Origin of the sequence: Streptomyces sp. NBC_01476 (assembly GCF_036227265.1) — a bacterium.
In the GTDB taxonomy this organism is placed as follows: domain Bacteria; phylum Actinomycetota; class Actinomycetes; order Streptomycetales; family Streptomycetaceae; genus Actinacidiphila.
In genome coordinates this window covers 6,863,220-6,888,227 of sequence record NZ_CP109446.1, presented here as the reverse complement: position 1 = coordinate 6,888,227, position 25,008 = coordinate 6,863,220, and the positions used below count along the sequence as shown (strand labels likewise).

At 70.0% G+C, this 25,008-nt stretch carries 11 protein-coding genes and 2 pseudogenes; 11 read left to right on the top strand and 2 right to left on the bottom strand.

Going from position 1 to position 25,008, the window contains the following annotated elements:
* Nucleotides 1-129 precede the first annotated feature (129 nt).
* The 6 genes and pseudogenes from OG552_RS29980 to OG552_RS29950 all read left to right on the top strand — a co-directional run.
* Nucleotides 130-732, top strand: coding sequence for a helix-turn-helix transcriptional regulator (locus OG552_RS29980; protein ID WP_329138212.1), 603 nt, complete (start codon nt 130-132; stop codon nt 730-732).
* A 222-nt stretch (nt 733-954) separates the two neighbouring features.
* Nucleotides 955-3,786 carry an AfsR/SARP family transcriptional regulator gene (locus OG552_RS29975; RefSeq protein ID WP_329138211.1) on the top strand — a complete coding sequence of 944 codons (2,832 nt, stop codon included), beginning with the start codon at nt 955-957 and terminating at the stop codon, nt 3,784-3,786.
* Between the two features lie 458 nt (nt 3,787-4,244).
* On the top strand, nt 4,245-4,544 hold the full coding sequence (locus OG552_RS29970; protein WP_329138209.1) for a transposase: 300 nt from the start codon (nt 4,245-4,247) through the stop codon (nt 4,542-4,544).
* A complete protein-coding gene (locus tag OG552_RS36510; protein WP_443071074.1) occupies nt 4,541-5,488 on the top strand; it encodes an IS3 family transposase in 948 nt (315 codons plus the stop codon). The genes OG552_RS29970 and OG552_RS36510 overlap by 4 nt, the downstream gene beginning before the upstream one ends.
* A gap of 336 nt (nt 5,489-5,824) precedes the next feature.
* Nucleotides 5,825-7,417 (top strand): glycoside hydrolase family 13 protein, encoded by a 1,593-nt coding sequence (locus OG552_RS29955; RefSeq protein WP_329141266.1) that lies wholly within the window; start codon nt 5,825-5,827, stop codon nt 7,415-7,417.
* Nucleotides 7,418-7,543: 126 nt separating this feature from the next.
* Nucleotides 7,544-7,792: pseudogene (locus OG552_RS29950) on the top strand (carbohydrate ABC transporter permease); the annotation flags it as partial.
* 74 nt (nt 7,793-7,866) lie between these two features.
* On the opposite strand, the gene OG552_RS29945 reads toward OG552_RS29950, so the two are convergent.
* Nucleotides 7,867-18,495 (bottom strand): WXG100-like domain-containing protein, encoded by a 10,629-nt coding sequence (locus tag OG552_RS29945; protein ID WP_329138208.1) that lies wholly within the window; start codon nt 18,493-18,495, stop codon nt 7,867-7,869.
* 1,081 nt (nt 18,496-19,576) lie between these two features.
* Between OG552_RS29945 and OG552_RS29940 the strand changes: the two genes are divergently transcribed.
* The 4 genes from OG552_RS29940 to OG552_RS29925 all read left to right on the top strand — a co-directional run bounded on the left by OG552_RS29940 (nt 19,577) and on the right by OG552_RS29925 (nt 23,418).
* Nucleotides 19,577-20,461 carry a reverse transcriptase domain-containing protein gene (locus OG552_RS29940; RefSeq protein WP_329138206.1) on the top strand — a complete coding sequence of 295 codons (885 nt, stop codon included), beginning with the start codon at nt 19,577-19,579 and terminating at the stop codon, nt 20,459-20,461.
* 105 nt (nt 20,462-20,566) lie between these two features.
* The gene (locus tag OG552_RS29935; RefSeq protein ID WP_329141264.1) at nt 20,567-21,298 is read left to right on the top strand and encodes an HNH endonuclease; all 732 of its coding nucleotides are present in this window, start codon (nt 20,567-20,569) and stop codon (nt 21,296-21,298) included.
* Nucleotides 21,299-21,739: 441 nt separating this feature from the next.
* A complete protein-coding gene (locus OG552_RS29930; RefSeq protein WP_329138203.1) occupies nt 21,740-21,919 on the top strand; it encodes a hypothetical protein in 180 nt (59 codons plus the stop codon).
* A 122-nt stretch (nt 21,920-22,041) separates the two neighbouring features.
* Nucleotides 22,042-23,418 carry an IS1380 family transposase gene (locus tag OG552_RS29925; protein ID WP_329138201.1) on the top strand — a complete coding sequence of 459 codons (1,377 nt, stop codon included), beginning with the start codon at nt 22,042-22,044 and terminating at the stop codon, nt 23,416-23,418.
* Between the two features lie 163 nt (nt 23,419-23,581).
* On the opposite strand, the pseudogene OG552_RS29920 reads toward OG552_RS29925, so the two are convergent.
* Nucleotides 23,582-24,229, bottom strand: a pseudogene (locus tag OG552_RS29920) (IS256 family transposase); the annotation flags it as partial.
* On the opposite strand from OG552_RS29920, the gene OG552_RS29915 reads away from it, so the two are divergent.
* Nucleotides 24,164-24,493 (top strand): LysR substrate-binding domain-containing protein, encoded by a 330-nt coding sequence (locus tag OG552_RS29915; RefSeq protein WP_329141262.1) that lies wholly within the window; start codon nt 24,164-24,166, stop codon nt 24,491-24,493. The pseudogene OG552_RS29920 and the gene OG552_RS29915 overlap by 66 nt on opposite strands.
* The last annotated feature ends 515 nt before the right edge of the window (nt 24,494-25,008 follow it).

The following is a 25,008-nucleotide window of genomic DNA, read 5'->3' as shown; positions in this document are numbered from 1 at the left end:
ACTCATGCATTCGCGCCGACCGTGCCGCCGGCACCGGCCCCCCCTCGCATGCCGACCGTGCAGCCGTACGCCCCACAGGCCGGTGGCGCGCCACGGCAGGAGGACGTCCCCGCTCCCCGCGTAGTGCATGTGGCAGTGCGCACCGACGACCCGATCACCACCGAGAGCGTGGCCGCGTACCTGGGAAACTGTGCGCTCCCGGTCAAGCCCGCTCCCCCGCACCTCCCCGAACAGGCGGACGTCCTCCTGATCATGGTGGGAGAAGTCACCTCGGAGACAATGGACTGGATGCGCACGGCACGGGAACAGCGCGGGCACGGTGCACGGGTCGTGCTGGTGGCCTCCTCACTCACCGAGAGTCAACTGGTGCGGGCGGTCAGCTACGGGCTGACCAGCTTCCTGCACCGCCGCACTTCGACCATGGCGCAGGTGCTGCAGGCGGTCGTCAACAGCCGGAACGGCCGGGCCGAACTGCCGCAGAGCCTGATCGCCTCGCTGGTCGAGCTCCTGCACTCCACCCGCGACAGCGCATTGTCCTCGAACGGGCTCAGCCAGCGCGAGGTCGACGTGGTGCGCCACCTCGCGGAAGGTCTCGACACCCTGGAGATCGCCGCCCGGCTCAACTACTCGGAGCGCACGATCAAGGCCATCATCCACAGCGCCATCAACCGACTCGGGCTGCGCAACCGCGCCCATGTGGTGGCATACGCCCTCCGCAAGGGCCTGGTCTGAGCAAGCCGGGCGGCGCCGAGCACCGTCGACACCCGAGGACCGGCGCCCGAGACGGGCGGCGTCGTGGAAAAGCGCGGGTTCACCGCTGGTTCCGCATCCGGCAGGCGGATACAGCCGGGAGTGCAACCACGTTACGCCCGGCGCGGCCGCCCTGCGTGCCGGCGTCTCAGGCACTGCACCTTCGGGCACTGCCGCAGCGGAATTCGGGTACCCTCTGGCCGCATGCTGCGCATTCGTGTCCTGGGTCCGCTGCAAGCTGACCGCGATGGAGCGCATATCAGCCTGGGCCAGCCACGCCAACGGGCAGTGCTGGGTGTGCTGCTCGCGGCGCGCGGAAACTTGGTCCCCGCGGAGCGGATCGCGGACAGCGTCTGGCGCGGCGTGCTCCCGGACAAGGCCACGGTGTCGCTGCAGACATATGTGTCCCGGCTACGGGGGGCGCTGGAGCCGGGGCGTGCGCCGCGCAGCCCCGCCCAGATTCTGGTCAGCGTGCCTCCCGGATACGCCTTGCGCCTGCCGCAGGAAGCCGTGGACGCCTGGCGTTTCGAGGGCTTGGTCGCGCGGGCACGCGATGTCGCACCGGCACAGGCGCGCGAGTTGCTCCACGAGGCACTCAGCTCTTGGTCCGGTCCTGCCTTCGCGGAGCACGCGGACGAGGAGTGGGCGCAGGCGGAGATCGCCCAGCTACGACAACTGCGCTCCGAAGCGAGTGAGATGGCGATAGCGGCAGACCTGTTCACAGGGCGCGCGTCGGCGGCCGTGGCAGCCGCGGAAGCACGGGCGCGTGAGGAACCACTCCGGGAGGAGGGGTGGCGTCTGCTGATCCTGGCGCACACCGCCACGGGCAACCACGCGCAGGCGCTGACGGCGCTGAACAGCGCGGAAGCGGTGCTGCGAGAGGAACTGGGGGTACGCCCCGGCCCGTCCCTCTCTCTCGTCGCGCGCGAGTTGCGGGCCGGCAACGCCGCCGCCCTTCTGCCCCGCGAAGCCATATCCGTGTCGCCGAAGGCCGGCGCCGAGGACACGCGGGGCGCCGAGGCCGAGGTCGTCACATCCTTGCCCTCGGAACTTCTGACGCCACCGCGACGCCCGCCCCTTTTTGTGGGACGTGAGCCAGAGATGCACGCGCTCACGATCCTGCTGGAAAGGACGGACGGGGTCTCTCCCACCACGGTCACCATTCACGGGCCCGCCGGGGCGGGCAAGACCGCGCTCGCCGTCCACGTCTCCGAACGACTGCGCGGGAGTTTCCCCGACGGAGTCGTCTTCCTCGACCTCGCGGGTACCGCGGACCCGCCGCTGTCGACCGGCGCCGCCGTCCTGGCACTGCTGAGCAGCATGGGCGTGAGCGACAGTGCCCTCCTTCGCGAGGACGCCCGCGCCCGCATCCGCCGCTACCACGAAATGGCTGACAGCGATCGTCGCCTGATCATCCTCGACAATGCCGCGGGCGAGGCCCAGGTCCGCGCCCTCTTGCCATACGCGGGAACAACAGCGGTGATCGTCACGGCCCAGCGTCCCCTCAGCGGACTCAGAACCTCACGGATATCCCTGGGGCCTTTGGAGCGCAGCGAGTCGGTTGCCATGCTGGCCTCCCTGGTGGGCGCGCACGAGAGCACCAACAGCCGCGACACGGCCACCGTCGCCGGGCTCTGCAATGATCACCCCCTCGCCCTGTCCATAGCCGCGAACTGGCTCAATGCCAGGGCGGGCTGGGGAATGGCGAACCTCGTCGAGCGCCTGCGCGACGAGGACCGGCGCATCGGCGCACTCAGGGCAGGGGATCTGGCGCTGGGTCCGGCCTTCTCCCTCTCCTATCGGCGACTCACCCCGGAGGCCGCCGCCGCCCTCCGGGCGCTGGGCAGCATGGCCGCGTTCGACTTCGGACCCGCTCTGCTCGCCGCGTGCCTGGGCATCCCCCAGACCGAGGCATTCGACCTGCTGGACGAACTCATGGACGCGGGCTGGCTGCGCACATCGCAGCCGGGGCGGTACCGGCTGTACGACCTCCTGCGCCTGTTCGCCCGCCAGCGCCTGACGGCGGAGGACGGCGCCGACGCCATGGCCGGGCTGCAGGACCGAATGGACACTTGGCTGCTGGCACAGGTCAAGAGCGCCGGCCGCTGCTTCGAGCCCGGCAACGGCCCCGACCCGCTCCTGCCGCCCGACCAACCCGCCGCGAGCCTCAGCAATGCCAGTGCCTGGCTGCGCACGGAGGCAGGCCACTGGCTGGAGGCCTTCCGCCGCACTGCGGCGCAGGGGCGTTTCCAGGCGGTCATAGACACCGCTGACTCACTCCACTGGTTCTCCGACAGCTGGATGCTGTGGGGACATTGGACGGAGATATTCGCCACCGCAGAGGCTGCCGCGCAAGCGTCGGGTGACCGGCTTGCGGAGGCCACGCACCGCAACTACCACGCGTGGGCTCTCATCACCATCGAATTCGACCCCGCCCGCGGCCTGGAGGAAGCACAGCGAGCGCTGCAGATCGGCAGGAGCTGCGGCAGCGTCGTTCAGCAGGCGTGGTCGCATTTCTACATCGCGTGGGCGCTGTGGAGGCTTGAGCACTTCCTCGAGTCGACCGAGTCGAGCGCTGCAGCCATGGCTCTCTTCCGCGAGGCGGACGAGCCCAACGGTTTTCTGTCTGCGTCACAGATCTACGGGTCAGTCATCCTTGACCTCGGCCGCACCGAGGACGCGCGCGCGGCAGCGGAGGAAGGCGTGCGGATGGTCAGCGGCCCTTCCGCCGATCCGCGTATCCCGGAGAACATACGCGTGTTCGCACTGGACTGGTACATCGGCGAGCTGGCCCGGGTCGCGCTGGTGGAGGGCAACTGGGAGGAGGCTGAAAGCCACCTGCGGGCATCGCTTCGCGGCCCCACCGCCACCGATCAGCCGAGGCTGGCCGCACTGGCCTACAGCCGGCTGGCCTACGTGCTCACCAAACTGGGACGGCCCGACGAAGCGGAGGCGGAGAGGATTCTGTACCGCCGCCACAGTGAACACGCGCGAGACGATCCGTTCCTGGAAAAACTGAAAGCCGCGAATTCCTGAGCCGGAATCAGTCCGTCCCGCGGAAACCGCGCCGGCTCGCGCATGTACGGCGTATTTCCTGTCGATGCCGCCGGGGTGCGCCGTCGCCGTCTCCTGCTCCTGTTCTGGACCCTCTTCCTACGTGTTAGGTAGCTGCCTGCGGCCCGCACGAGGGGGAAGTCAGCCCGTTTCGACAGAACATCCTGCCCGTTGGGGCACCTTGTCCGACATCCCGGCGCAACGCGTTGACACGCATCGCGCGTCCATAGATAACGTGTATGTAAGACGGCAGTCAGCGGGCACCGGAGGCCCGCCTGACTCACCCGTCAGCCCCTCGTCCCTTTGCCTGATCCTTCGTCCCTTTCTCTGTTCCAGTCCCGAGTCCTTCGTTCCTCATACCTCATTGGACGGTGAAGCTTCCCCTTGATCGTGGACACCTGGAGACTGGGACCTTGAGGTTCCAGAGGAAGTAGCACCAGGTGGGAAGCAAGTACACGAAGCGGTACACCGAGGAGTTCAAACGGGACGCGATCGCGCTCGTCGATTCCTCGGGCAGGACGGTCACTGCCGTCGCCCGGGAACTCGGCACCAGCTCCGAGTCTCTGCGCGGCTGGTACCGCAAGGCCAAGGCAGACCGGGGCGAGGGACGGGACGGCGAGCTGACCGGCGCCGAGCGTGAGGAGCTCAGGCGGCTGCGGCGGGAGAACCACGAACAGCAGCAGACGATCGAGATCCTGAAAAAAGCGACCGCCTTCTTCGTGAAGGAGAGCGACCGGTGAGCGAGCTGTACCGGTTCATCCATGCGGAGAAGGCGAACCATCCGATCACGCTGCTGTGCCAAGTGCTGCACGTGGCCCGCTCCTCCTACTACGCCTGGCGCGAGGGCGAGGCCGCCCGCTACAGGCGTCGGGCCGCCGACGACGCCCTCGCGCACGAGATCACCGTGCTGCACATCGCCTCACGCCGTACCTACGGCGTCCCGCGTATCCATGCCGAACTGCGCCGGCTGGGGCGGCGGGTGAACCGCAAGCGCATCGCCCGTGTGATGCGCGAGCGCAACATCCGCGGCGTGACGCGGCGCAAGCACCGCTCGCTGACCCGGCCGGACAAGAAGGCGAGGCCGGCGCCGGACCTCATCGGCCGCGACTTCCACGCGGACATCCCCGGCACGAAGCTGGTCGGAGACATCACCTTCCTCCCGACGACCGAGGGCTGGCTCTACCTCGCCTGCTGGCTGGACCTGGCCACCCGCGAGGTCGTCGGCTATGCCATGGCCGGCCATCACCGCGCTGAACTCGTCGTGGATGCCCTCGACATGGCCCACGGCCGGGGCGGGCTGGAGCCTGGCTGCGTGATCCACAGCGATCGCGGCAGTGAGTACACCTCGGCCCAATTCCGGGACCGAAGGCGAGTTGGGACTACGGCAAAGCTGTGGCCGCACCGGATCATGCTTCGACAATGCCGCAGCGGAGAGTTTCTGGGCACTACTCAAGGAGGAGATCGGCACACGGACCTGGCCCGACCGGACCACCGCCCGCGCCGAGGTCTTCAACTTCATCGAGACCTTCTACAACCGCCGTCGCCTACGCAAGCACAAGACCTTCGGCTACCTCACCCCGACCGAGACCAGACAGCGGCATCAACACACCCTCGCGGCATAACCATCGAGTGTCCAAAATCACGGGGAAACTCACGTCGGGGTTCCCCCCTTCTTACGCGTTAGGTAGCCGCATGAGCCCCGCGCCGGGCCGCAGTGTGCCCGTTTCTACCAAAAGCGCAGGACGAAGACGCAATTCATCCGTCATCCGCAAGGCATCACCGTTGACATGCGTCGCTCGCCTATAGATAACGTGTATGTATAACGAGCAGTCAGCCGGGCTCCGGAGGCCCGGCTGACGCCCGCTTGTTCATCCCTGGTTCGTTCTTCTCATCCCGCATTGGACGGTGTTGGGTGTATGCACTACCCGTCACTCAGGAGCCCGGCTCCTGGACCGCGCCGACTCCTCTCGCACCGGCCGCCGCCGGTTCCACGGCGGAGCGCCCCTGGTGGCGGAGCGCGGTGGTGTACCAGGTCTACATCCGCAGCTTCCTGGACAGCACCGGTGACGGCATCGGTGACCTCGCCGGGGTCCGCGCCGGCCTGCCGTATCTGAGCCGGCTGGGTGTCGACGGCATCTGGCTCAGCCCGTTCTACCCCTCGCCCCAGCGCGACCACGGTTACGACGTCGCCGACTACCGCACTGTGGACCCGGTCTACGGCGACATGGCCGAGTTCGATCTGCTGGTCGCCGACGCCCACCAGCACGGCCTGCGGGTGGTGATCGACATCGTCCCCAACCACTGCTCCAGCGACCACCCGTGGTTCCGCGCCGCGGTGGCCGGGGGCCCCGGGAGCCCGTACCGCCGCCTCTTCCACTTCCGGGACGGCCGCGGCCCGGACGGCACGGAACCGCCCAACAACTGGCGGGCCATGTTCGGCGGCCCGGCGTGGAGCCGCGTCACCGAACCGGACGGCCGGCCCGGCCAGTGGTACCTGCACCTGTTCACGCCCGACCAGCCGGACCTCAACTGGCGCGACCCGCGGGTGGGGGCCGAGTTCGAAGACATCCTGCGGTTCTGGCTCGACCGGGACGTGGACGGCTTCCGGATCGACGTGGCGGCCGGCCTGTTCCGCCACCCCGGCCTGCCGGACTCCCCCGACCCGGAGGCCGACGAACGGGCCAGGGACTCGGTGAACCCGCTCGCCTGGAACCGCCCGGAGGTGCACAGCGTCTGGCGGCGCTGGCGGGCGATCTGCGAGGAGTACACCGCCCGCGACGGCCGGGAGCGGCTGCTGGTCGGCGAGGTCTCGGTGCCGACCGCCGCCGACCAGGCCCGGTACGTCCGGCCCGACGAACTCCACCAGGCGTTCTTCTTCCACCTCCTCGACGCCCCGTGGAGCACCGACGCCTTCCGCACCGCGATCACCGACGCGCTGCGGGACATCGCCGGCACCGGCTCCACCGTGACCTGGGTGCTCAACAACCACGACCAGGTGCGTACGGTCACCCGCTACGGCGGCGAGACCCCGGTACTGGGCACCGCCAGAGCCCGGGCCGCCGCCCTGCTGATGCTCGCGCTGCCGGGAGCGGCGTACATCTACCAGGGCGAGGAACTGGGCCTGCCCGAGGTGCTCGACCTGCCCGACGACGTACTCACCGACCCGATCTTCCGCCGTACCGGCAGCCGCCGGTACGTACGGGACGGCTGCCGGGTGCCGCTGCCCTGGTCCGGACACGCCTCACCCTTCGGCTTCACCGCCGCCGGCGGCGCGGTCCGGCCATGGCTGCCGCAGCCGGAGTGGTTCGCCGGATACACCACCGACCGGGCCCAGCTGGACACGACATCGTTCTGGCACCTCTACCGGGACGCGCTCGCCCTGCGGGCCCGGCTGCCCCAGCTGAAGGACGAACGGCTGCGCTGGCTGAACAGCGCCCCACAGGTGCTGGCGTTCGTCCGCGGCGACAGCCTGGTCTGCGCGGTGAACTTCGGCGACACACCGCTGCCCGCACCCGCCTCCGGCGCACCACTGCTGGCGAGCAAGCCCTGCGCCGAAGGACTCCTGCCCGGCAACACCGCCGCCTGGTGGGTGCTGCCCAGCGAGATCAACTGACCGCATCCCCGTGACCGGCGCGCCGCGCGCCGGTCCCCCGCAGACGCGCGGGCCGCCGCCCCCTTACGGCGCCGCCTCCTCCCCCGCCGGGTGCCGTACTGCCCCCGGCGGCCCGCGCCCCTGGCCCCGGCGCTGGCGCGCCTGACCATCTTCCAGTTCCTGTGGATGTGGAACGACCTACTGGTCTCGCTGATCTTCGCCGACAGCAAGTCCCAGCCGCTGACGGTGGCCCTCGAGTCGCAGATGCGGCAGTTCGGCGCGAACATCGACGTGCTCGCGCCGGGCGCGTTCCTGTCTCCGATCGTGCCGCTGATCGTCTTCTTCGCCTTCCAGCGGCACTTCGTGGAGGGGGTGATGGCCGGCTCGGTGATGTGACCTGATCGCACCTGTGCCTTCCTGACGGCCGAGCCCGGCCCGCGACTTCCCCGCGGGTCGGGTCCCGGAAGGTCTCACTCGGACTGGGGCAGCGGGGGGACGGTGAGGTGCTCGCCGCCGAAGAGAGCGGCGGCCTCCTGCCACAGCAGGGTGGCCGCGGCGGCCCGGGACTCGGGGGTGTCCGCCAGCCGAAGGTCGCGGAGGGCGTCGGCGGAGGGCAGGGTACGGCCGGCGTGGAAGACCTCGTCGGAGTTGACCAGCCGAACCCGCCGCTCGGTCGCCGCCCAGGTCACGAACTCCCGTACGGCGGCCGGGATCTCGTCGGCCGCGTCACCACGCACCACCGCGTCGACGAATGGGCGCGGGATGTCCGTCCAGACCGCCACGTCACGGCCGGCCGCAGCCACGGCCGCGCGCAGCGCCTGGAGTCGCCCGCCCGAGGGCACATCACCGCTCGTTCCTCCAAACGCGGCCGTGTGCGCCAGCAGCGGCACCCGGCCCCCCTCCGTACTCACGCTGAACATCCCGGTCGGCACGTCGTCCGCCCACAGGTCGACCGCGGCCGTCCCCCCGCCCTCGGGCTTCGCGGCGGACATGTCCACCCGTTCCAGGAACACCACGGCCTGGTCCGCCGACAGGTCCGCGTAACCGCGTCCGTCGTCGGCCGTGGCGCGCAACTGGGCCGGTGCCGGGGGTGCCGGGCCCGGGTGCACTGCGGCCGCACGGGCGTAGGCCGAGGCGGGCGGCTTGGGGGCCTGCTCGGCCGAGACCGGGGCCGGCGCTGTGGTGCCCCGGTGTCCGGACCCGCTGCCGGACGGCACCTCGCCGTCTTTGTCCGTGAGAAAGCTGAACGGCGCCTTCGCGGACGACGGGGGCTGTTTGCCCGTGGTGAGGTCCCGCGGGAGGGGCGGGGCAGAGCCCAGAGCCGGGCGGGTCACGCGGGCGGCCGTCGAGTTGAGCGGCATCAGGCGGGTCGGGCCGGTGGCGAAAGCGTGCCTCAGCTGGGGCGGAAGCATGGTGGGCGGGACCGGCCGGGCGGTGTGGATCTCGCCGTCCGGGGCGATCCACTGGGGCGTTTCGGCGGCGCCGTGGGGGACATAGCGGACGTAGGAGTCCAGGTGGTGGGCGATGTCGCGGGCGAGGGCGCGGGGGTCCACGGCGGCGAAGGCCGCCTGCGCGGGGAGGGGGGCGCGGTCGGCGAGCGGGTTGTCGGGCCGCTGGGCGTGGTAGGACTGCACGGCGGCGGCGACCGCGCGGGTGGCCTCCCGCCACTGGGCGGCGCTGCCGGGCGCGGCGTCGGCGGGGAGCGCCGTCAGCGCAGCGGTGTAGATGCGCACCTCGTCGGGGGGCGGTGCGGCGGCATCGGCCAGGCGGACGGCGGCGTGGTCGTCGCCCAGTGTGTTGACGGCCCAGTACAGGACGGCACGGTGCCCTTCGAGGGCGAGCCGGTCGCCGTCCACGGTGAGCGCCAGGCCGCGCGGTATCCCGGCCGGGGTGTCCGCCACATGCCGGCGCACCAGGCGGCTGACGGCGAGGTCGGCCCGGGTGGCGTCGGCGCCGCGGGCCGTCGCGGCCTCCAGCAGCAGCGGGGCGAGGTCGAGGGGACGGGCCACGGCGGCGCCGCGCCAGCCTGCGTACTGCCGTGCGGTGTCGCGGTGGAGGTCGGTCAGTTGTGCGCGGACCTGGGTGACCGCGTCGCGCGACATCTCCACGTACATCTCGCCGTTGACCGGCTCGCTGGTGAACTCCCCCTCGGGAGTCGGCCTGGTGAAGACGTGGTGATGGAAGCCCTGGGCGTGCAGCCGCAATTGGAGCCGGATGCGGACGAGCTGGGTGTCGCCCTGCTGCTTGACGTGCTGCTCGCGGCGGTAGTTGTTGGTGCCAGCTGCGGCCAGGGACAGCGAGGTGAGGTGGTTGGCGCTGGTGGAGCCGGAACCGAAGTCGGCGGGGTGCTTGGTGAAGGGGCTGCCGGCGCTGCCGTTGGCCGACAGGTTGGGCTGCCAGCGGTCGGTGCTCGCCGAGGCGGTGGTGCCGCTCTGGTGCTTGTTGTAGCGGCCGGTGCCGGTGCCGTCGATGTCGGAGAGCACCTGCAGGTCGTAGGCGCTGCTCTGCAGGTACAGCCGCAGACCGTAGGAGGAGCGGCCGGGCAGGAAGAGGTGCTCGGCCAGCAGCACACGGTCGCGGGGACCCATCCGGCCCAGCACGTTGGCCAGGTGCGTGCGCGAGAGCAGCACCGGCAGGGAGGGGCTGCCGCGGTAGCGCTCGGCGTCGGCGCTGCCGCCGAATGCCTGGCGCAGCATGCGGCGGGCGGCGGGCAGCGCGTCGTCGACGACCACACCGGCCACGTAGGCGTCGCCGGGCAGGCCGGGGAGCCGCCGCAGGTCCCGCAGGGGGGCGGGCAGGTGGCTGTGGGACGGGCCGGCGATGGGGGCCGGCGGCTCAGCGAGGCCGGCCAGGGGGTCGGGCTGAGCGTGCGGGCGGGCTTCCACGATGCCGCGCGGCAGTTGCAGCCGGGTGGTGCCGCGGGCGCGGGCGATGCCCGGCTCGCCCAGGCCCCGGGCGGCCCGGAAGCCGCCGACGGCCAGCTCGTTGAGCGGACGGTGGGCCATGTCCAGGCGGACCGCGGTGGCGGTGAAGTGGTGCGGGACGTGCACCTCGTAGAGCCCGTTCCAGGAGTAGACCGTCCTCTGTTGGACGCCGGCCTCGCCGTGGTTGGTGCCGCGTTGGGTGTGGCTGAGGGAGGCCAGTGCCGCGCCGCCGCCACCGTCGGCGCGGGCAGCGCCGATCTTGCCCGCGGTGACGGACTGGGCGTCGTCGCGGGAGGTGCCGACGGAGGTGTTGGTGTAGTGGTGGCTGTAGTTCTCCAGGCCGGCGTCGGCCCGCTCGCCCACCACGGTGGCGCCGGGCAGCAGCCGGGCCCGCAGCGTCACCTTCACCACGTCGGCGAGGAACCAGCCGACCTGGTTGGTGAGGTAGAACTCGACGCCGTTGGCCGACAACAGGTCCTCGTAGACCGCGTCGTCACGGCCCCGGCCGAAGAGGCCGACAACGGTGTCGAGCGAGCCCTGCAGCCGTCCGATGTGGCGTCCCTGGGCGGTCCACAGCTCGGGACTGTGGGTGAGCAGGCCGGGCGCGGCGGCGTCGACGGCTCTGCGGAACAGGTCGGCGGTGGAGACGCCGTCCTTGTGATCGATGCTCAGTACGTTGCTGTGGCCGAGCAGGCTGCCGCCCTCATCCTGGCGGGTCAGATACTCCGGCAGCCGGAGCGCGGCCAGCGGGTTGCTCCGCGCATCGAGGGCCAGGTCCGGGAAGGCTGCGGCGAATTCGCTGCGGGTCTTGGCGTCCCACACCACGGCCTCGCCGGCCTGATGGCGCCGCTCCAGCTCGGCGGCGTACGGGCCGGCCGCGGCCTGGCCCTTTGAGGTCTGCTGCCAGCGGGCGAGGACGCCGGCCACGGTGTTGGGATGCAGCTTCAGCTCGCCCTCGGACCAGCGGTCCATGGCGTCGGTCAGCTGCCCGGAAGAGACCGGCAGGTCGCCGCTCGCGTAGTGGCCGAGCGCCTCGGGCTCGGGCAACAGGTACATCACCTCACGGCCGCGGACCTGGCGGCTGTCCGGGCGGTGGGTGGCCGGGGCGAGCTTGCCGTGCGCCTCACGCACGGTGTGGAGGGTGAAGTCGGCGTGCGAACGGTAGAGGTAGACATGGGAGAAGCTGAGCGCGATCAGCTCCTTGGCGCCGGCGACGCCGTGGCTCTGCGAGGCGTTGAACTGCCAGCGCCGGCTCGCGTCGGCGCCGCCGGAGGTGTTCACGGTACCGGCTGCGTTGGGCCCGCCGGCGGTGATGTCGGCCTGGATCCAGCTGACTCCGCGTGAGGTCGAGGTGCTGATGGTGGACTGCGCCAGCCACAGCTTGATGAGACCCTGCACGAAGTCCCTCCTGCTGGCGCCCACGAAGTCCGAGCGGCCGAGCGCCGCCCGCACGTCCACCGCGAGGTGCGTGTCGCGCAACAGGCCGTTGCTGAAGACCTGGTCGGTGGTCAGGGCGCCGAACGCGGCCTCCTTCAGGTGGGCACGAAGGGAAGCGGTCATGGAGTCGGCGACGCGGGCCGCCGGGCCCTGCGGGCCGTCCAGATCGGCACCCATCGCCTCGGAGAGCACCCGGCGGAAGCCTGTGGTGTCCAGGTGGTAGACGACCGCCCGGTCCAGCACCCGGGCAGGCGTGGTGTCCTTGGTGCCGGGCGCGTAGCCCTCTCCGCCGTCGCCGATCGGCAGCACGCGGGCGATCACCGGCTGGTCCACCACGTGCACCGGTTCCGGGTCGCGCCGCCCGGGGTTGACGTGGCCGGTCACCCCGCTGTGCTGGAAGCTGATCGTCGCGGTGTACGTGCTGGTGACCTTCACCCGCAGGAAGTCGCCGCCGCCGTACTCCAGCAGCTCCGGCCGATTGTTGAGGTAGAACACCGAGTCGGCGGCGGAGCGGCCGAAGTTGACACCGAAGCCCTCCGCGCCCCCGAGCAGCTGTCGGAAGAAGCCCTTGACCCGCAGCGCCGCCGAGACGCTGTGCCCGCCGGCGGCGGTGGCCGAGGCGCTGTCCATGCCCATCGCGAGGTTGACCAGGTGGTGGTCGGAGGCGGAGTCCAGGAACTCGGTCGGCTTGGTGCGGGTGGCGGTGATGGTGATGCGGGCGGCGTCCACGTCGAACTCCACCCCGGCGAAACCGCGCCTGCGGTGCAGCACCAGTGTCAGCCCGTCCTGGTGCATGCGGTCGTGGTGCACCGCCAGGCCGTCGACGAGGAACTTGCGCAGCAGGTCCTCGTTGTCGACCCGGCTGTCCAGACCCGAGCCGAGCCGCCACCAGGACCGCCCGCCAATGGGGTTGTCCTGCTGCGGCAGCAGGAAGCCGTGCCGGCTCAGTACTCCGGAGATCGCGTCGTAGAGGTCGCCAGCGGTCTGCTCGCGCAGCTCCACCAGGCCCATGCCGATGCCGGTGTAGCGGACCGGATCGGACAGGTGGGCCGGCAGCGGACGGGCCTGGCGCTGCTCGGCCGAGGGGGCGTCCTTGAGCACGGCGGCGTCGTACGGAACGGTGTCACCGACCACTGCGCCGGTGTCGCGCAGCGCGTCGCGGTCCACGGGGAAGCCGTGCCGGAACGCCTCGTGGCGGGGAACGCGGATCAGGGCCTCACCCCGCACCGGGTCGGTCCGCCGCGCTTCGTCCGCGCCGCCGCGGCGCAGCGCGATCTCCGCGTGGTGCCGGAAGCTGACCACGTAGGCGGAGGTGGGGCCGGTGAAGCGGGGCACCATCACCCACAGGCCGGTACGCATCGCGCCCACCGCCTCCGAGCTGCTCCAGGTGGTCGACAGGCTGAGGTTCACCCCGAGTCCGGCGTCCGGGTGGCGGAGGGGGCTGGGCAGCATGTCGAGTTCCGCCGTGATCGGGGTCAGGGTAGAGCTCTGCGCGAGGGTGTGGCCGCCGCCGATGCCGTCGATGGAGGTGCGCACGTTCTCCAGGTGCGCGGTGCTGCTCGTGGCGCCGACCACCTGCTCCTCGCCGGGCAGCAGCCGCTCGCTGTGCACGCGGACGGTCGCCACGGTCCGGCCGTAGCGGTCGTGCAGCCGGAAGGTGTAGCCGTGCCGGCTGTTGACGGCGTCGTCCAGGAAGGTCTGCAGGTTCCACAGCCGGTGCACCAGCTCGTCGCGGGTGCGCGGGTCGGCCGACAGCGGCAGCCCGCCGTCGGCCATCGCCCGGCCGATGCCGTCGAAGAGCGCGGGCAGACCGGTCAGGCCGGAGGCGAAGTACGTGCCGGGAATCCGATCGGTGCGCACATCCGGGCCGGTCGCCACGATCTGTTCCCCGGGGCGGTCGAGGTACGGCCGCGCCACCCACAGCAGCAGCGACTCGCCGTCCTGCTCGCGCACCCTGCGGGCCGGCGGCCACCCGGCGCCCTGGTCCACCGGTCGCAGCCGCAGCTGCCAGTTCGCCCGGTACGACAGCAGCCGCGGGCCGCGCTGGTCTCGGTTGTCCTCCACGTGGCCGCGCTCGGAGTCTGCGAGGTGAGTGCGGGAGCGGCTGGAGGCGTTCGCCGTACCGGAGACGCCCGCTCCGAGGTTGAGCAGGTGGGCAACGCCGGGCAGGCCGATGCCGTAGCCCATGGAGGTGCCGACCCGGGTGGCCGAGGTGCCGCCCGACTCGGTCTGTGTGTGGCCGCCGGTGGCGAAGGAGGAGTTCACGGTGGCGGTGGCGCGGTAGGGGCGCGGGTCGCCGTCCTTCGGCTGCGGGGCGTCGGTGTCCTCGAACATGCCGTCCCGGTCGGACGGCCCGCCCTCCCTTCCTCCCTCGCCCTCCTCGGCGATCGGCGACAGCCGGCGTCCGTCGACCGGGGCGGAGCCCTCGTACGGGCGCGGATCGCTGGGGTCGAGGCTGACCAGTGCCTCGACCGGACCGAGCGGCACCAGCAGACCCTCCGGCCGGTCGCCACGACTCGCCACCATGAAGGGGTAGTTGGACAGCAGCCGCTGCGGCAGGCGGTCCCACACCGCGTCGGGCACGGTGTGGCCCAGCTCCCCCGCCCACGCCCGCAGCCGCGCCACCACGGCCGGGATGTACGGCAGTCCGGCCCGCGGCACGCCGATCGGGCGCCGCCACCGCTCGGCCCGTCCCGGGTCGTCCAGCCCGCGGCGCCCCTCTCCGCCCCCGGCCCGCGCCGGGCCGAGGCCGCTGCGGACGGGGCGCTTGCCCTTGTTCGGGGGCTGCTTGGTGTCGGGCGTCTTGGACGTGTCCTTGCTGGGGAGGGCCTTGCTGAGCGGGTCATCGTGCCCGTTCACAGGCTTCCGGGTGTCGGCGGGCCGACTGGAGGTGGGGTCCTGTCCGTGCGAACGGCTCGTCCCGGCAGAGGGATTGGCCGAGGAACGGGAGAGGTCCGGGACATGGCGGGTGAGGAAGTCGTCGTCGGCGCCGAACAGTTCCGGAAAGCGCTGCCGGTTGGTGTGGAGGGCGGGTGGCGGAACCAGCGGTTCGGGCTCCGAAGGGGTGGTGGGGTGGTCGCCGTACAAGCGGTCCAGCAGGGGGTCGAGTTCGGCGGGGGCGAACAGCGGTGAGCCGTCGAGGTGGGCGAGGGCAAGGTCGGCGAAGTAGTGGTCGGCCGTCGGCGCCACCAGGTCGCGCCCGTCGGCGAGTTGAGCCCGCACATGGGCGAGGGCCACTCCGGCCCGGTCGCCCTCGTCGAGTCCGTGCGTGTACAGCGCCCGTGCCAACTCCCGGACGACGGCGGCCCGGCCGGGCCCGTCGCCGGCCAGGTCCGCGACGTCCAGCCGGACAACCCGGCCTCCCGGGTCGGTGGCCGTGCCGCCGTGGCCGACCTCGACCCGCACGCCCCGGTCCCACATCCGGAACCCCGCATCGAGATCGCCCACCACCTCGGCGACCTGCCGTACGGCGGCCTCGTACGGCGCGTCGTCCTGATCCGCGCCGAACCGGACCAGCGTCCGCGCCATCCGCAGGGCCGCGAAGTCCGGCAGGGGATGCAGGAGCGCGTCCTCGCTCGCCGAGGTGAAGGAGGGAATGTCCGCCGCGTGAGCCGGCCCGTGCGAGGGCCCGGCCGTGGCACCCTCCCCCTCCTGCGAGTCCGTTTCGGGATCCTTGGGTCCCCGCGAACCGCCGTGCAGGCCCAGCGGATTGCCGTGGTTGACGAGGGTGCCCGCGATCCAGTCGCCCACTGCACGCAGCGGCAGCCGCACGACATGGGCGGGCACCATGGCCAGCCGTGCTCTGACTGTCTCTTCGGAAACGGTACGGGGCTGGTTCAGCGCACGGAGAGCCCGGTTGACCTCGTGCCGTACCAGCCGCACGACGTCGTCCGCCGTCAGGCGTTCGTTCGGGGCGCGGGAATCGACGGCCTCGCGGGGTCCGTCCGCCGTCACCCTCGGGGGGCCGGTGACGCGGGGCGGCTGGGCGGGCCCGGCGTCGTGCGGCGCCCGGGGCGGGCCAGAGGGGCGGTGCTCCGCGCTCCCGATCGGCACCTGCGGGACTGCGGACGTGAGGGCGTCGTACAGGCGGGTGGTGAGAGTGGCGCGCTCGGCGGTCCAGGTGGCGATGGCGCGGTCGAGGATGTCCGCCGGCTTCGGGGTGTCGGGTCCCGGTTCAGCTGCGGAGAAGAGCCGGTCGAACAGCGCTATGACGTGGTCGGTGTGCTGCCGGACGACGCGCTCGACGGACTCGGTCGTGCTGTCCGGCTGTCGGCGGGCGAGGGCGCGCGCTTCGTGGGCGGCCTCGTCCGCGGCGGTGGTGCGGGCCACCGCGACGGCGGTGTAGTGCCGTGCCGCCGCGGGCGCGATGGCCGCCTCGGCAACGTACCGGGGGCTGGGCACGGGCGTGATGGAGGGGTCCTTCGACGCGGCGGCCCAGGTGTCGATGCGGGTGTGGGCGTCGCGGGCCAGCGCGAGTGAGACGGCGCGTTCGACACGGCTGTCGGCGCCGTGCCGGTCAAGGGCGAAGGTCCGGGTGAACCGGTCGCCCAGGTCCGGCAGGGCCTGCCGCCAGGATCCCCGGGCTGCCTCGCCGACCACGTCCACGGCGTCGCGTACGGCGGCCTCCTTCGCCAACTGCACCTCCACCTGCTGCGGCAGTGCGGAAATCCGGGCAGCAAGCCGCTCCTGCCAAGCCTGTTGGGCCGCGGAATCGGAGTGCTCCGAGGACTCCGCGGCTACGGCTGCTCCGCGGGCAGCCGGGCCTTGGGCATCGGTGGCGCGCTGCGGCTCGGGCCCCCGGATGTCACCGGTGGACGTGGCCGTACGGACTTCCGGGCCGGGCGTGCTCACGGTGTGCGGCAGGTCGTAGGCCGTGCCAGTCGTACGGAGCGATGACGCGGTGGGACGCGCGGGCTCGTTGTCGGCGTGGGGGGTTGGCGCTGTGTCTCTGCTGGTCGGGGCGGGATCCGTGGTGGGTTGTGCCGGCGCCTGGGATGAGGTGTGGAAGGTGGGGGGGCCGAAGATGTGGTGGTGGTCGGTGTGGGTTTGGTGGAGCCATTGCTGTCGGAGGTGGTTGCGGCCGGTGGGGGTGAGCTGGGTGGTGGTGCCGGTGGTGGGGCCGGCGGGGGGGACGTGCTGTTCGAAGGTGTGCAGGGCGGTGGTGTGGCGTATGTCGTCGTGTGCGGTGCGGTCCAGGAGGTGGCGGAGGGCGGGGGTGTTGTGTGCGGCGGTCTGGTCGATGGTGTGCAGTACGGTCTCGGGCGGGGTGTCCCAGGTGTGTTCGGGCAGGAGGGCGGTGGTGGTGCGGAGGCTGTGTTCGAGGGTGCGCCAGGCGGTTTCGTGGATGCGCTGGGCGGCGCCGGGCACGGTGCGGATGTGGGTGCGGGGGTCGGCGGCCCGCCCCGTCTCCGCGTTGTCCGCTTTCTGTGCGCCGGGGGTGTTTTCCGTGGTGTGGGGGGTGGTGGCCCAGGTGGTGTAAGCGGTGTCGAAGTGGTGTTCGGCGCGGGTGATGGCCTGTTCGATGGTGGCCTGGCGGTCCAGGCGGCGGTGGGTCCCGGCCGCTGAGGGCACGGGCGTGGCTGTGGCGGGGGTGGTGGTGAAGGCGTGGTCGTGGGCGCTGACGGCGCTGACCGCGCGGGCGCGTATCTCCTCGGGCAGGTCCGTGCGGGCCGCGGCCCACTGCCGGTAAACCCCCGCTCCGGCGCCGGCCTCCTCCCCCTCCCCAATACCGGCAGCCGTGCCGGCGGTGGTGGGTGTGGTGGTGTGCTGTTGCCACTGGCGGCGTGCCCAGGTTCCGTCGGTGACCTGTGCGGGATCCAGCGGCAGCCCGGCACCGGTGGTGCCGGTGCCGTCCGTGCCGGGCCAGTTCTTGGTGAAGTCGGGCATGGGGGGCAGGTCGAAGCGGGCGGGCGGCAGGTGTCCGCTGCCCTCGCCGTGGCCGCCCCTGCGGCCCCCGTACAGTCCCCCGATAGCACCCGAGGCGGCGGCCAGGCCGTCGGTGAGAGCATCGCCGAAGTCGCCGTTGACCGCGCCCATCGTGAGCGTCGTCGCGATCCCGGTGGCCGCACCCACCCCCAGCTGCCGGCCCAGGACACCACCGAACCCCGGCGGCAGGAACCTGGCCGCCTCGGTGAAGACCCCCGCGAACGCACCCCCGACCGCCCCGCCCTCCACGGCCTGCAGCGTGTTGTCCCAGCTCCACGACGTCCGGTCACCCTTAAGGAACTGGATGACCTGCACCGCGACATCCGTGCCGGCCATGAACGCCGTCCCCATCACCACATTACGGGCCAGGGACTGCAGGATCCTGACACACACCGTCCGCACCGCGGTGATGACCACCCCGTCCAGCTCCGGCAGCCCCAACGACGCCAGCTCCCACAGCATGTACGCCAGGAAAACCATCTGGATCAGCAGCGAGTACTTCGTGTACTCCAGCTGCACCCCCGCGTTCCGCGACAGATCCCCGATCCCCTGCACGGACTGCGCCACATTCGGCAGCACCGTCCGCATCTGCCGGGTGAACCCCGAGAACTGCTCCGCAACCGGCCCGCCCAGCGAATCCAGCACACCCGACGTCGCCGGATCGATCTCATCAGTCAGCCGGTCCAACTCCCGCGCCGACTGCACCCACGCCTGCGCCAGCAACTGCAGCTGATCCTCATTACCCTTCGGCCACGACTGACCCACCGCAAGCTTCGCCACCCAGTCCAACTCAGGCGGCAGATCAATACTCACAGCCGGCGTCCCCGACACGCGCGCACTGGGTGCCCCCTCCCGGCGGAGCCGCGCCGTCGCGGCCACTCCGGCGCCCCTCGGTGACTGCGGAACAAGACGCCAGCGTCAGGCAACACCCTCGTTAACAGGACGTCACCAAACCCCGAGCGCAAATGGCCCGTTTGCCTGCCGACTTTGCCCGTATGTCCACGACCGCCCCGGCGGCGCCTGTCGGCAGCGGGCGTCTCCCGGCAGGAGGAACCGCCCTCTGGCATGCACAAGGGGCCCTGCGCGCACCATGCGCAGGGCCTCGGATCGGCTGTGGGGCCTGTCCAGTAAACGGTGGCTTTGGTTGGTGGGTTGGTTAGCCTCGGGCTTTCAGTGCGACGTGAAGTCGCTGTCATGCAGTGGTAGTTGCAAGGAGAGGAGTCGACTGCCCCGGCCTGTGACCGATGGCCGGTCCCCAGCCTCGGGTGCGTCTGCGGTGACGCGGGGGTGCCAAGCCGAGGTGGTCAAGCTCAAGAGCACGATGGGCCATCATCACGCCACAAGCGAAGGGGAAGTCCGAGCGGGCGAGCGAAAGCGAACCCTTGTCCTTACGGGCCGACATGAGGAACACCGCGTCAATGGCAAAGCGGTCGGCGGTGGGAACTCCTTGCATTGAGAAGTGCGACACGACGCGAGCTGTATTGAAAGAGGCTCAAGGGAATCTCTGGTTTCCAGCGTAGGTCACCGTGGGAGTCGGCTTAGAGAGGGCGCCCTGTCCGAACGTAACTGTTGGCAGTGGAACACGGGAACCCCGTACGGGTCCGGCTGGTCAGCCGGTAAGCCGGAGGCAACGAAGGCAGAAATCCGGTGCGGGAACAGGATGTCCCAAGAAGCGAATGCCGCTGGGGCGAAAGCCCAGAGGAAAGCTCGGGCCCTGGGGATTCTCCTCCTCCGGGTATAACTCGGCGGATACCAGCTTTGTAGCTGGGCTCGAAAGAGCGCCGACGTGGGACAGGTAGGCCATGTAGAGCCAACGGGCAAAACCTTGCACCGAGGCGCAAGTTAGACAGGAGGAGGGGCGACAATGTCTTTGGTGTCGCGGTGTGCCCTCCCGATGAACGGACCCGAGGGCGACGCGGAATTCTGGGCCGGTATCGATTGGCGCTCAGAAGAAGCATCCGTAAAGCGGCTGCGCCAGAGGATCTACAGGGCCGCACGGAACGGCGACATGAAGCGGGTGCGCAACCTGCAAAAGCTCATGCTGCGATCCAGGGCGAACACCTTGACAAGTGTTCGCCGGGTGGCGCAGCAGAGCACCGGAAAGAAGACGGCGGGTATCGATGGGGTCGTTGCGCTGACTCCGAAGGACCGGGGCGCCCTGGCGAGGAAGACTCTCGCTCAACCGGATATCCCGGCAAAGCCCGTCAAGCGTGTGTACATCCCGAAGGCGAATGGGAAGACCCGGCCGTTGGGCATTCCTGTCATACGCGACCGCGCAAACCAGGCGAGAGTGAAGAATGCTCTCGAACCGGAATGGGAAGCTCGGTTCGACGGCCGAACCTACGGGTTCCGGCCAGGGCGGGGATGCGCTGACGCGATCGGGGCTATCTTCCAGATAGCCTGCCAGAAGACCGCAAAACGGCTGTGGGTTCTCGACGCGGACCTGTCGGCGGCCTTCGACCGCATCAGCCACAGTCACCTCATGGACTCCATCGGCCTGTTTCCGGGCCGGCGGCAGATCAGGGGATGGTTGCGCGCTGGGGTCATGGAGCAGGGCACCTACGCACACACGATAGAAGGCACGCCACAAGGCGGAGTCATCAGTCCTCTGTTGCTCAATGTGGCCCTGCATGGGATGGGGGGCGCGATTAACGCAAATGTTCCCGCCAGAGGAACAAGGCATGTTCCCCCCGCTCTTGTTCTGTACGCCGATGACTTCGTGGTGCTGTGCGCCTCGGAGTCGGAGGCGCATGATCTGCAAACGAAGTTAGCTGTCTGACTCCAGCCGAGAGGGCTTTCTTTCAACGAGGAGAAGACGCGTGTCGTCCATCTCGCTGATGGATTTGACTTCCTCGGATTCAACGTCAGGCGCTACGACCAGAAGCTGATCATCAAGCCGAGCAAGGATGCAGTACAACGGGTCAGGAAGAAGATAAGGACCATCATCCGACAACACCGGGGCGCACCCGCCGAACGCCTGGCTGGCGCCCTCGGACCTCTTATTCGAGGATGGTCCATCTACTATCGGCACGTTGTCTCGAAGGAAACCTTCAGGAAGCTGGACGACTTCACGCACCACGCCTTGAGAAGGTGGGCGATCTACTGCAATCGGCGGAAGACGCCTCGCTGGCTCCGGGAGCGGTATTGGGGGAAGTTCGACAAAAGTCGAGAGGACAGGTGGGTCTTCGGCTCCGAAGCCGGATACTTGCCCAAGTTCGCCTGGACCGGAATCGTCCGGCACGTGATAGTCAAGGGAGATTCCTCTCAGGACGACGCGGAACTGGACAGCTACTGGAGAAAACGAGCCCGAAAGCGGATGCCAGGAGTAGAATCCAAACGGATTCTTCTGCTGGCAGCCCGACAGAAGGGACTGTGCCCCAGATGCGGACAGGACCTGGTCGAAGGCGCGGGGTACGACCCTGATGACGTCAACGACTGGGCTCGCTGGTTCACGGCCTCATATCGGGGAATTCACGTGCACCATCTGCAATACCGCAGCCGGGGTGGAAGCGACCACCTCGACAATCTGGAAGTTGTACACACTCTGTGCCACCGGCAGCTGCACGCCGGTGACCGGAAGAATGGCACCGAACTGAGCGGCCATAGGCCCGCTTGAGCCGTGTGCGCTGGAAGGCGCAAGCACGGTTCTGAGGGGGCGGGGACGCAGCAATGCGTCCCCGCTACCCGACCGAGCGGACTTGTGCTGGTCGTGATCAGACGGGCGGAGAGTGCTGCTGAGCTGCAACGATGGGACTTGCCAGGGGTTCCGTCCGCTGCAAGGAAAGAAGCACTCTCCAGGTGAACGAGCACATCGGGCCGTACCCACCTGTCCGAGCCTTTGGCGGCGGTGGCGGCGTCTGGTAGGCGCCCGCAAAATGACTGGTCACGAGTGCGGTTTGTGCAAGACCCTGAGCGTATGCCTCGACGTCTCATGTTCGTGCACTTGAAGACTGGTTACAACACCGACCGCGGACCGTCGTGGATCGCGTGGGTGGACTTCTCGAAAACCTGGAGCACTGCGTACTTTCACGGGAGGACACTGCGCCGGGCAGGGGGGATGTTCGATGCGAACTTCTACGACGTGCAGACCAACGAGGAGTTCTGGGTCTCCGGGCCGAAGCGGGACCGCACCGACACCCGTTACGGTCCCTCCAACCCTGAAATCGAGCCGGAAGCCGTCGAGACCTATGACGCCTTCCTGGAGGGCGCCCCCCTGCCGGGACGGGAAAACGGCTGACCCCGCGCCCTTGCGAGCGGGCTTGTCCGGGTCTTGATCAGATAAGTAGAGAGTGCTTCTGACCTGCAACGATGGGACTTGTCGAGGGTCCTGTCAGCTGCAAGGAAGGAAGCACTCTCCAGGTGAACAAGCGTATCGGGTCGTACCCGCCTGTCCGTGTCCAGGGAGACGGTGGCGCGGTGGTCTCGCAGGCCGGTGGGGTGCTGCTGGCCGAGACAGTCCGCAAGACCGGGCTGGACACGGCGATATCGGCCGCGCTGGCGCCGTGGCGCAAGCTGCGGGCCGTGCACGATCCGGGCAAGGTCCTGCTGGACCTCGCTGTGGCGGTGGCACTGGGCGGGGACTGCCTGTCCGACGTGGCGATGGTGCGGGCCGAACCTGGCCTGTTCGGGCTGGTGGCATCCGATCCGACCGTCTCGCGGCTGGTTGACACTCTGGCCGGGGCGGGTCCTCGTGCACTGACCGCGATCCGTCGGACCAGGGCCGACGTCCGTGAACGGGTCTGGAAACTGGCCGGCGCAGACGCCCCCGACGCGGACGGGCAGGTCATCGTGGACATCGACGGGGTGCTCGTCCTGGCGCACTCCGACAAGCAGGACGCCACCGCGACATGGAAGAAGACCTTCGGGGATCATCCGCTGGTCGCGTTCGTCGACCACGGCCCGGCCGGGTCCGGGGAACCAGTCGCGGCCCTCCTGCGGCCGGGCAACGCCGGCAGCAACACCGCAGCCGACCACATCACCACCACCAAACTGGCCTTGGCCCAACTGCCCAGACAGCACCGGCGGGGCCGCTCGACCCTGATCCGCACCGACTCCGCGGGCAGCACCCACGAGTTCCTCAACTGGCTCACCGCACGCGGCCGGTGGCTGTCCTACTCGGTCGGGATGACCATCACCGACGCCATCCACCACGCCGTGCTGCAGGTCCCGGACTCGGCATGGACCCCGGCTGTCGAACCAGACGGCCAGGTTCGCGACGGCGGCTGGGTCGCCGAACTGGACGGTGACGTCCTCAAGGGCTGGCCCGCGGGAATGCGACTGATCGTCCGCAAGGAGCGACCGCACCCCGGCGCCCAGTTGCGGTTCACCGACGCCGACGGCATGCGGCTGACCTGCTTCGCGACGAACACGACCGGCACCGCGATCGCCGCACTCGAACTGCGGCATCGCCAGCGCGCCCGAGCCGAGGACCGCATCCGAGCCGCCCGCGCCACCGGCCTGCGCAACCTCCCCCTGCACCACACGGCGAGCAACCAGCTCTGGCTAGAGATCATCCAGCTCGCCCTGGACCTGCTGGCCTGGATGCCCATGCTCGCCCTGACCGGCACCGCCCGCCGCTGGGAACCGAAAAAGCTCCGCCTGCGACTGTTCTCCGCCGCCGCCCGCCTGGTCACCACCGGCCGCCAACGCATCCTCCGCCTCGCCCGCCACTGGCCCTGGACCCACGTGATCACCAGCGCCTTCACCCGGCTGCAAGCCCTACCGAACCCCGGCTGACCAGCAAAAGCGGCCCACCCCGACGAACACCCGAACGCCTCCGGACCTGTGGAACCCGGCGCCCATCCGGCACGACAGCCGGGCCCTCAGCCTGCCCACCACCACCCCGACAAGCCGAAACGGCCCACCGGGCAAACCGACGGACCGTCACGAAAGATTGAGGTTAGTGGCGGACGATGGAGAGCCGGCCGTCGAAGGCGATGTCGAAGGCTTGGAGGGCGTCCTTCCATCGCATGGTCCATCGCTTTCGGCCTGTCCCGGTGGGGTCAAGGCTCATGACAGCCATATAGACGCACTTCAACGCGGCTTGCTCGTTCGGGAAATGGCCGCGGGCCCGGACTGCCTTGCGGATACGGGAGTTGACGGACTCGATTGCGTTCGTCGTGCATACGATCCGGCGGATCGCGGGGTCGAACTGGAGGAAGGGCACGAACTCGGCCCAGGAGTTCTCCCAAAGGCGCACAATGGCTGGGTACTTATCGCCCCAGGCTTCCTGGAAGTCGAGGAAGCGGTCCTCGGCGGCCTTGGCCGTCGGCGCCGTGTAGACGGGCTTGAGCGCCTTGGAGATCTTGTCCCAGTCCTGGCGGGCCGCGTAACGGAACGACGCCCTCATCAGGTGAACGATGCAGGTTTGGGTGATCGCTTGGGGCCAGACGGTCCCTATCGCGTCGGGCAGGCCCTTGAGGCCGTCGCAGACGACCATGCACACGTCCTCGACGCCGCGGTTCCTCAGCTCCGTCAGAACCTGCAGCCAGTACTTCGCGCCCTCGCCGCCGTCCCCGACCCACAGGCCGAGGATGTCGCGGTGCCCTACGCGCTGGCCATGCAGGCGCTGGTGGCCTCCGGGCTCGGGGTGAGCCTGATGAGCGAACTGGTCCTCCACGCCCACGTGTTCCCAGATCTCGCCTGCCGACCACTGAGCAACTGGCCACTGCGCCGCACGTATCTGCTGCTGTGGCCGGACATGCTGCAGGTGGCGGCGGTGGCCGCCGCCGTGCGGGCGATCCGCGCCACCGCCCAGCAGGTAGCCGCCGCCGGTCCGGCGATCGGCCACGCGCCCCAGGACGGGGGTTGACAAGGAGTCACCAGTGGCGTTTTGTTGCGACGCAAGCAAAGGTACTTCCGGCCGATCCGCCCGCCTCGGGTGACGGCCCGGCGGCACCTCCGGCCGCTCGCGAACCGCTCTTCGCGGTGAGCGGCGGCCGTTTCGCACAGTGGGCGAACTCCGGCGCCCGCTGCGCACCCGGCTCGGCCGCCTGTTGCGGACCGGCGGACGGGGTCTGCCCGCCCGCTGCCCGTATACCGGCCCCGGACCGGACATCAGGACTGATCCACCGCTCCGCCGCAATGCGGCGGCGCGCGGGGAACGACACGGGCGTACAGGCGGCATTCCGCGGATTCCGCTTCGTACATCCGTAAACGTTCCACGGATCGGCCTCGTATGAACAACCATGTCGGTTTGCGCGCCCAGCACTACAGCGCTGGTAATTCTGCTGACATATTTGCCGACCAAAATCTTGTTCAGGAGCCAACGACCTACCCCACTGGTACCGGTCCCGCGTCGACTGACGCGCACCGGGCGTGGGCCGT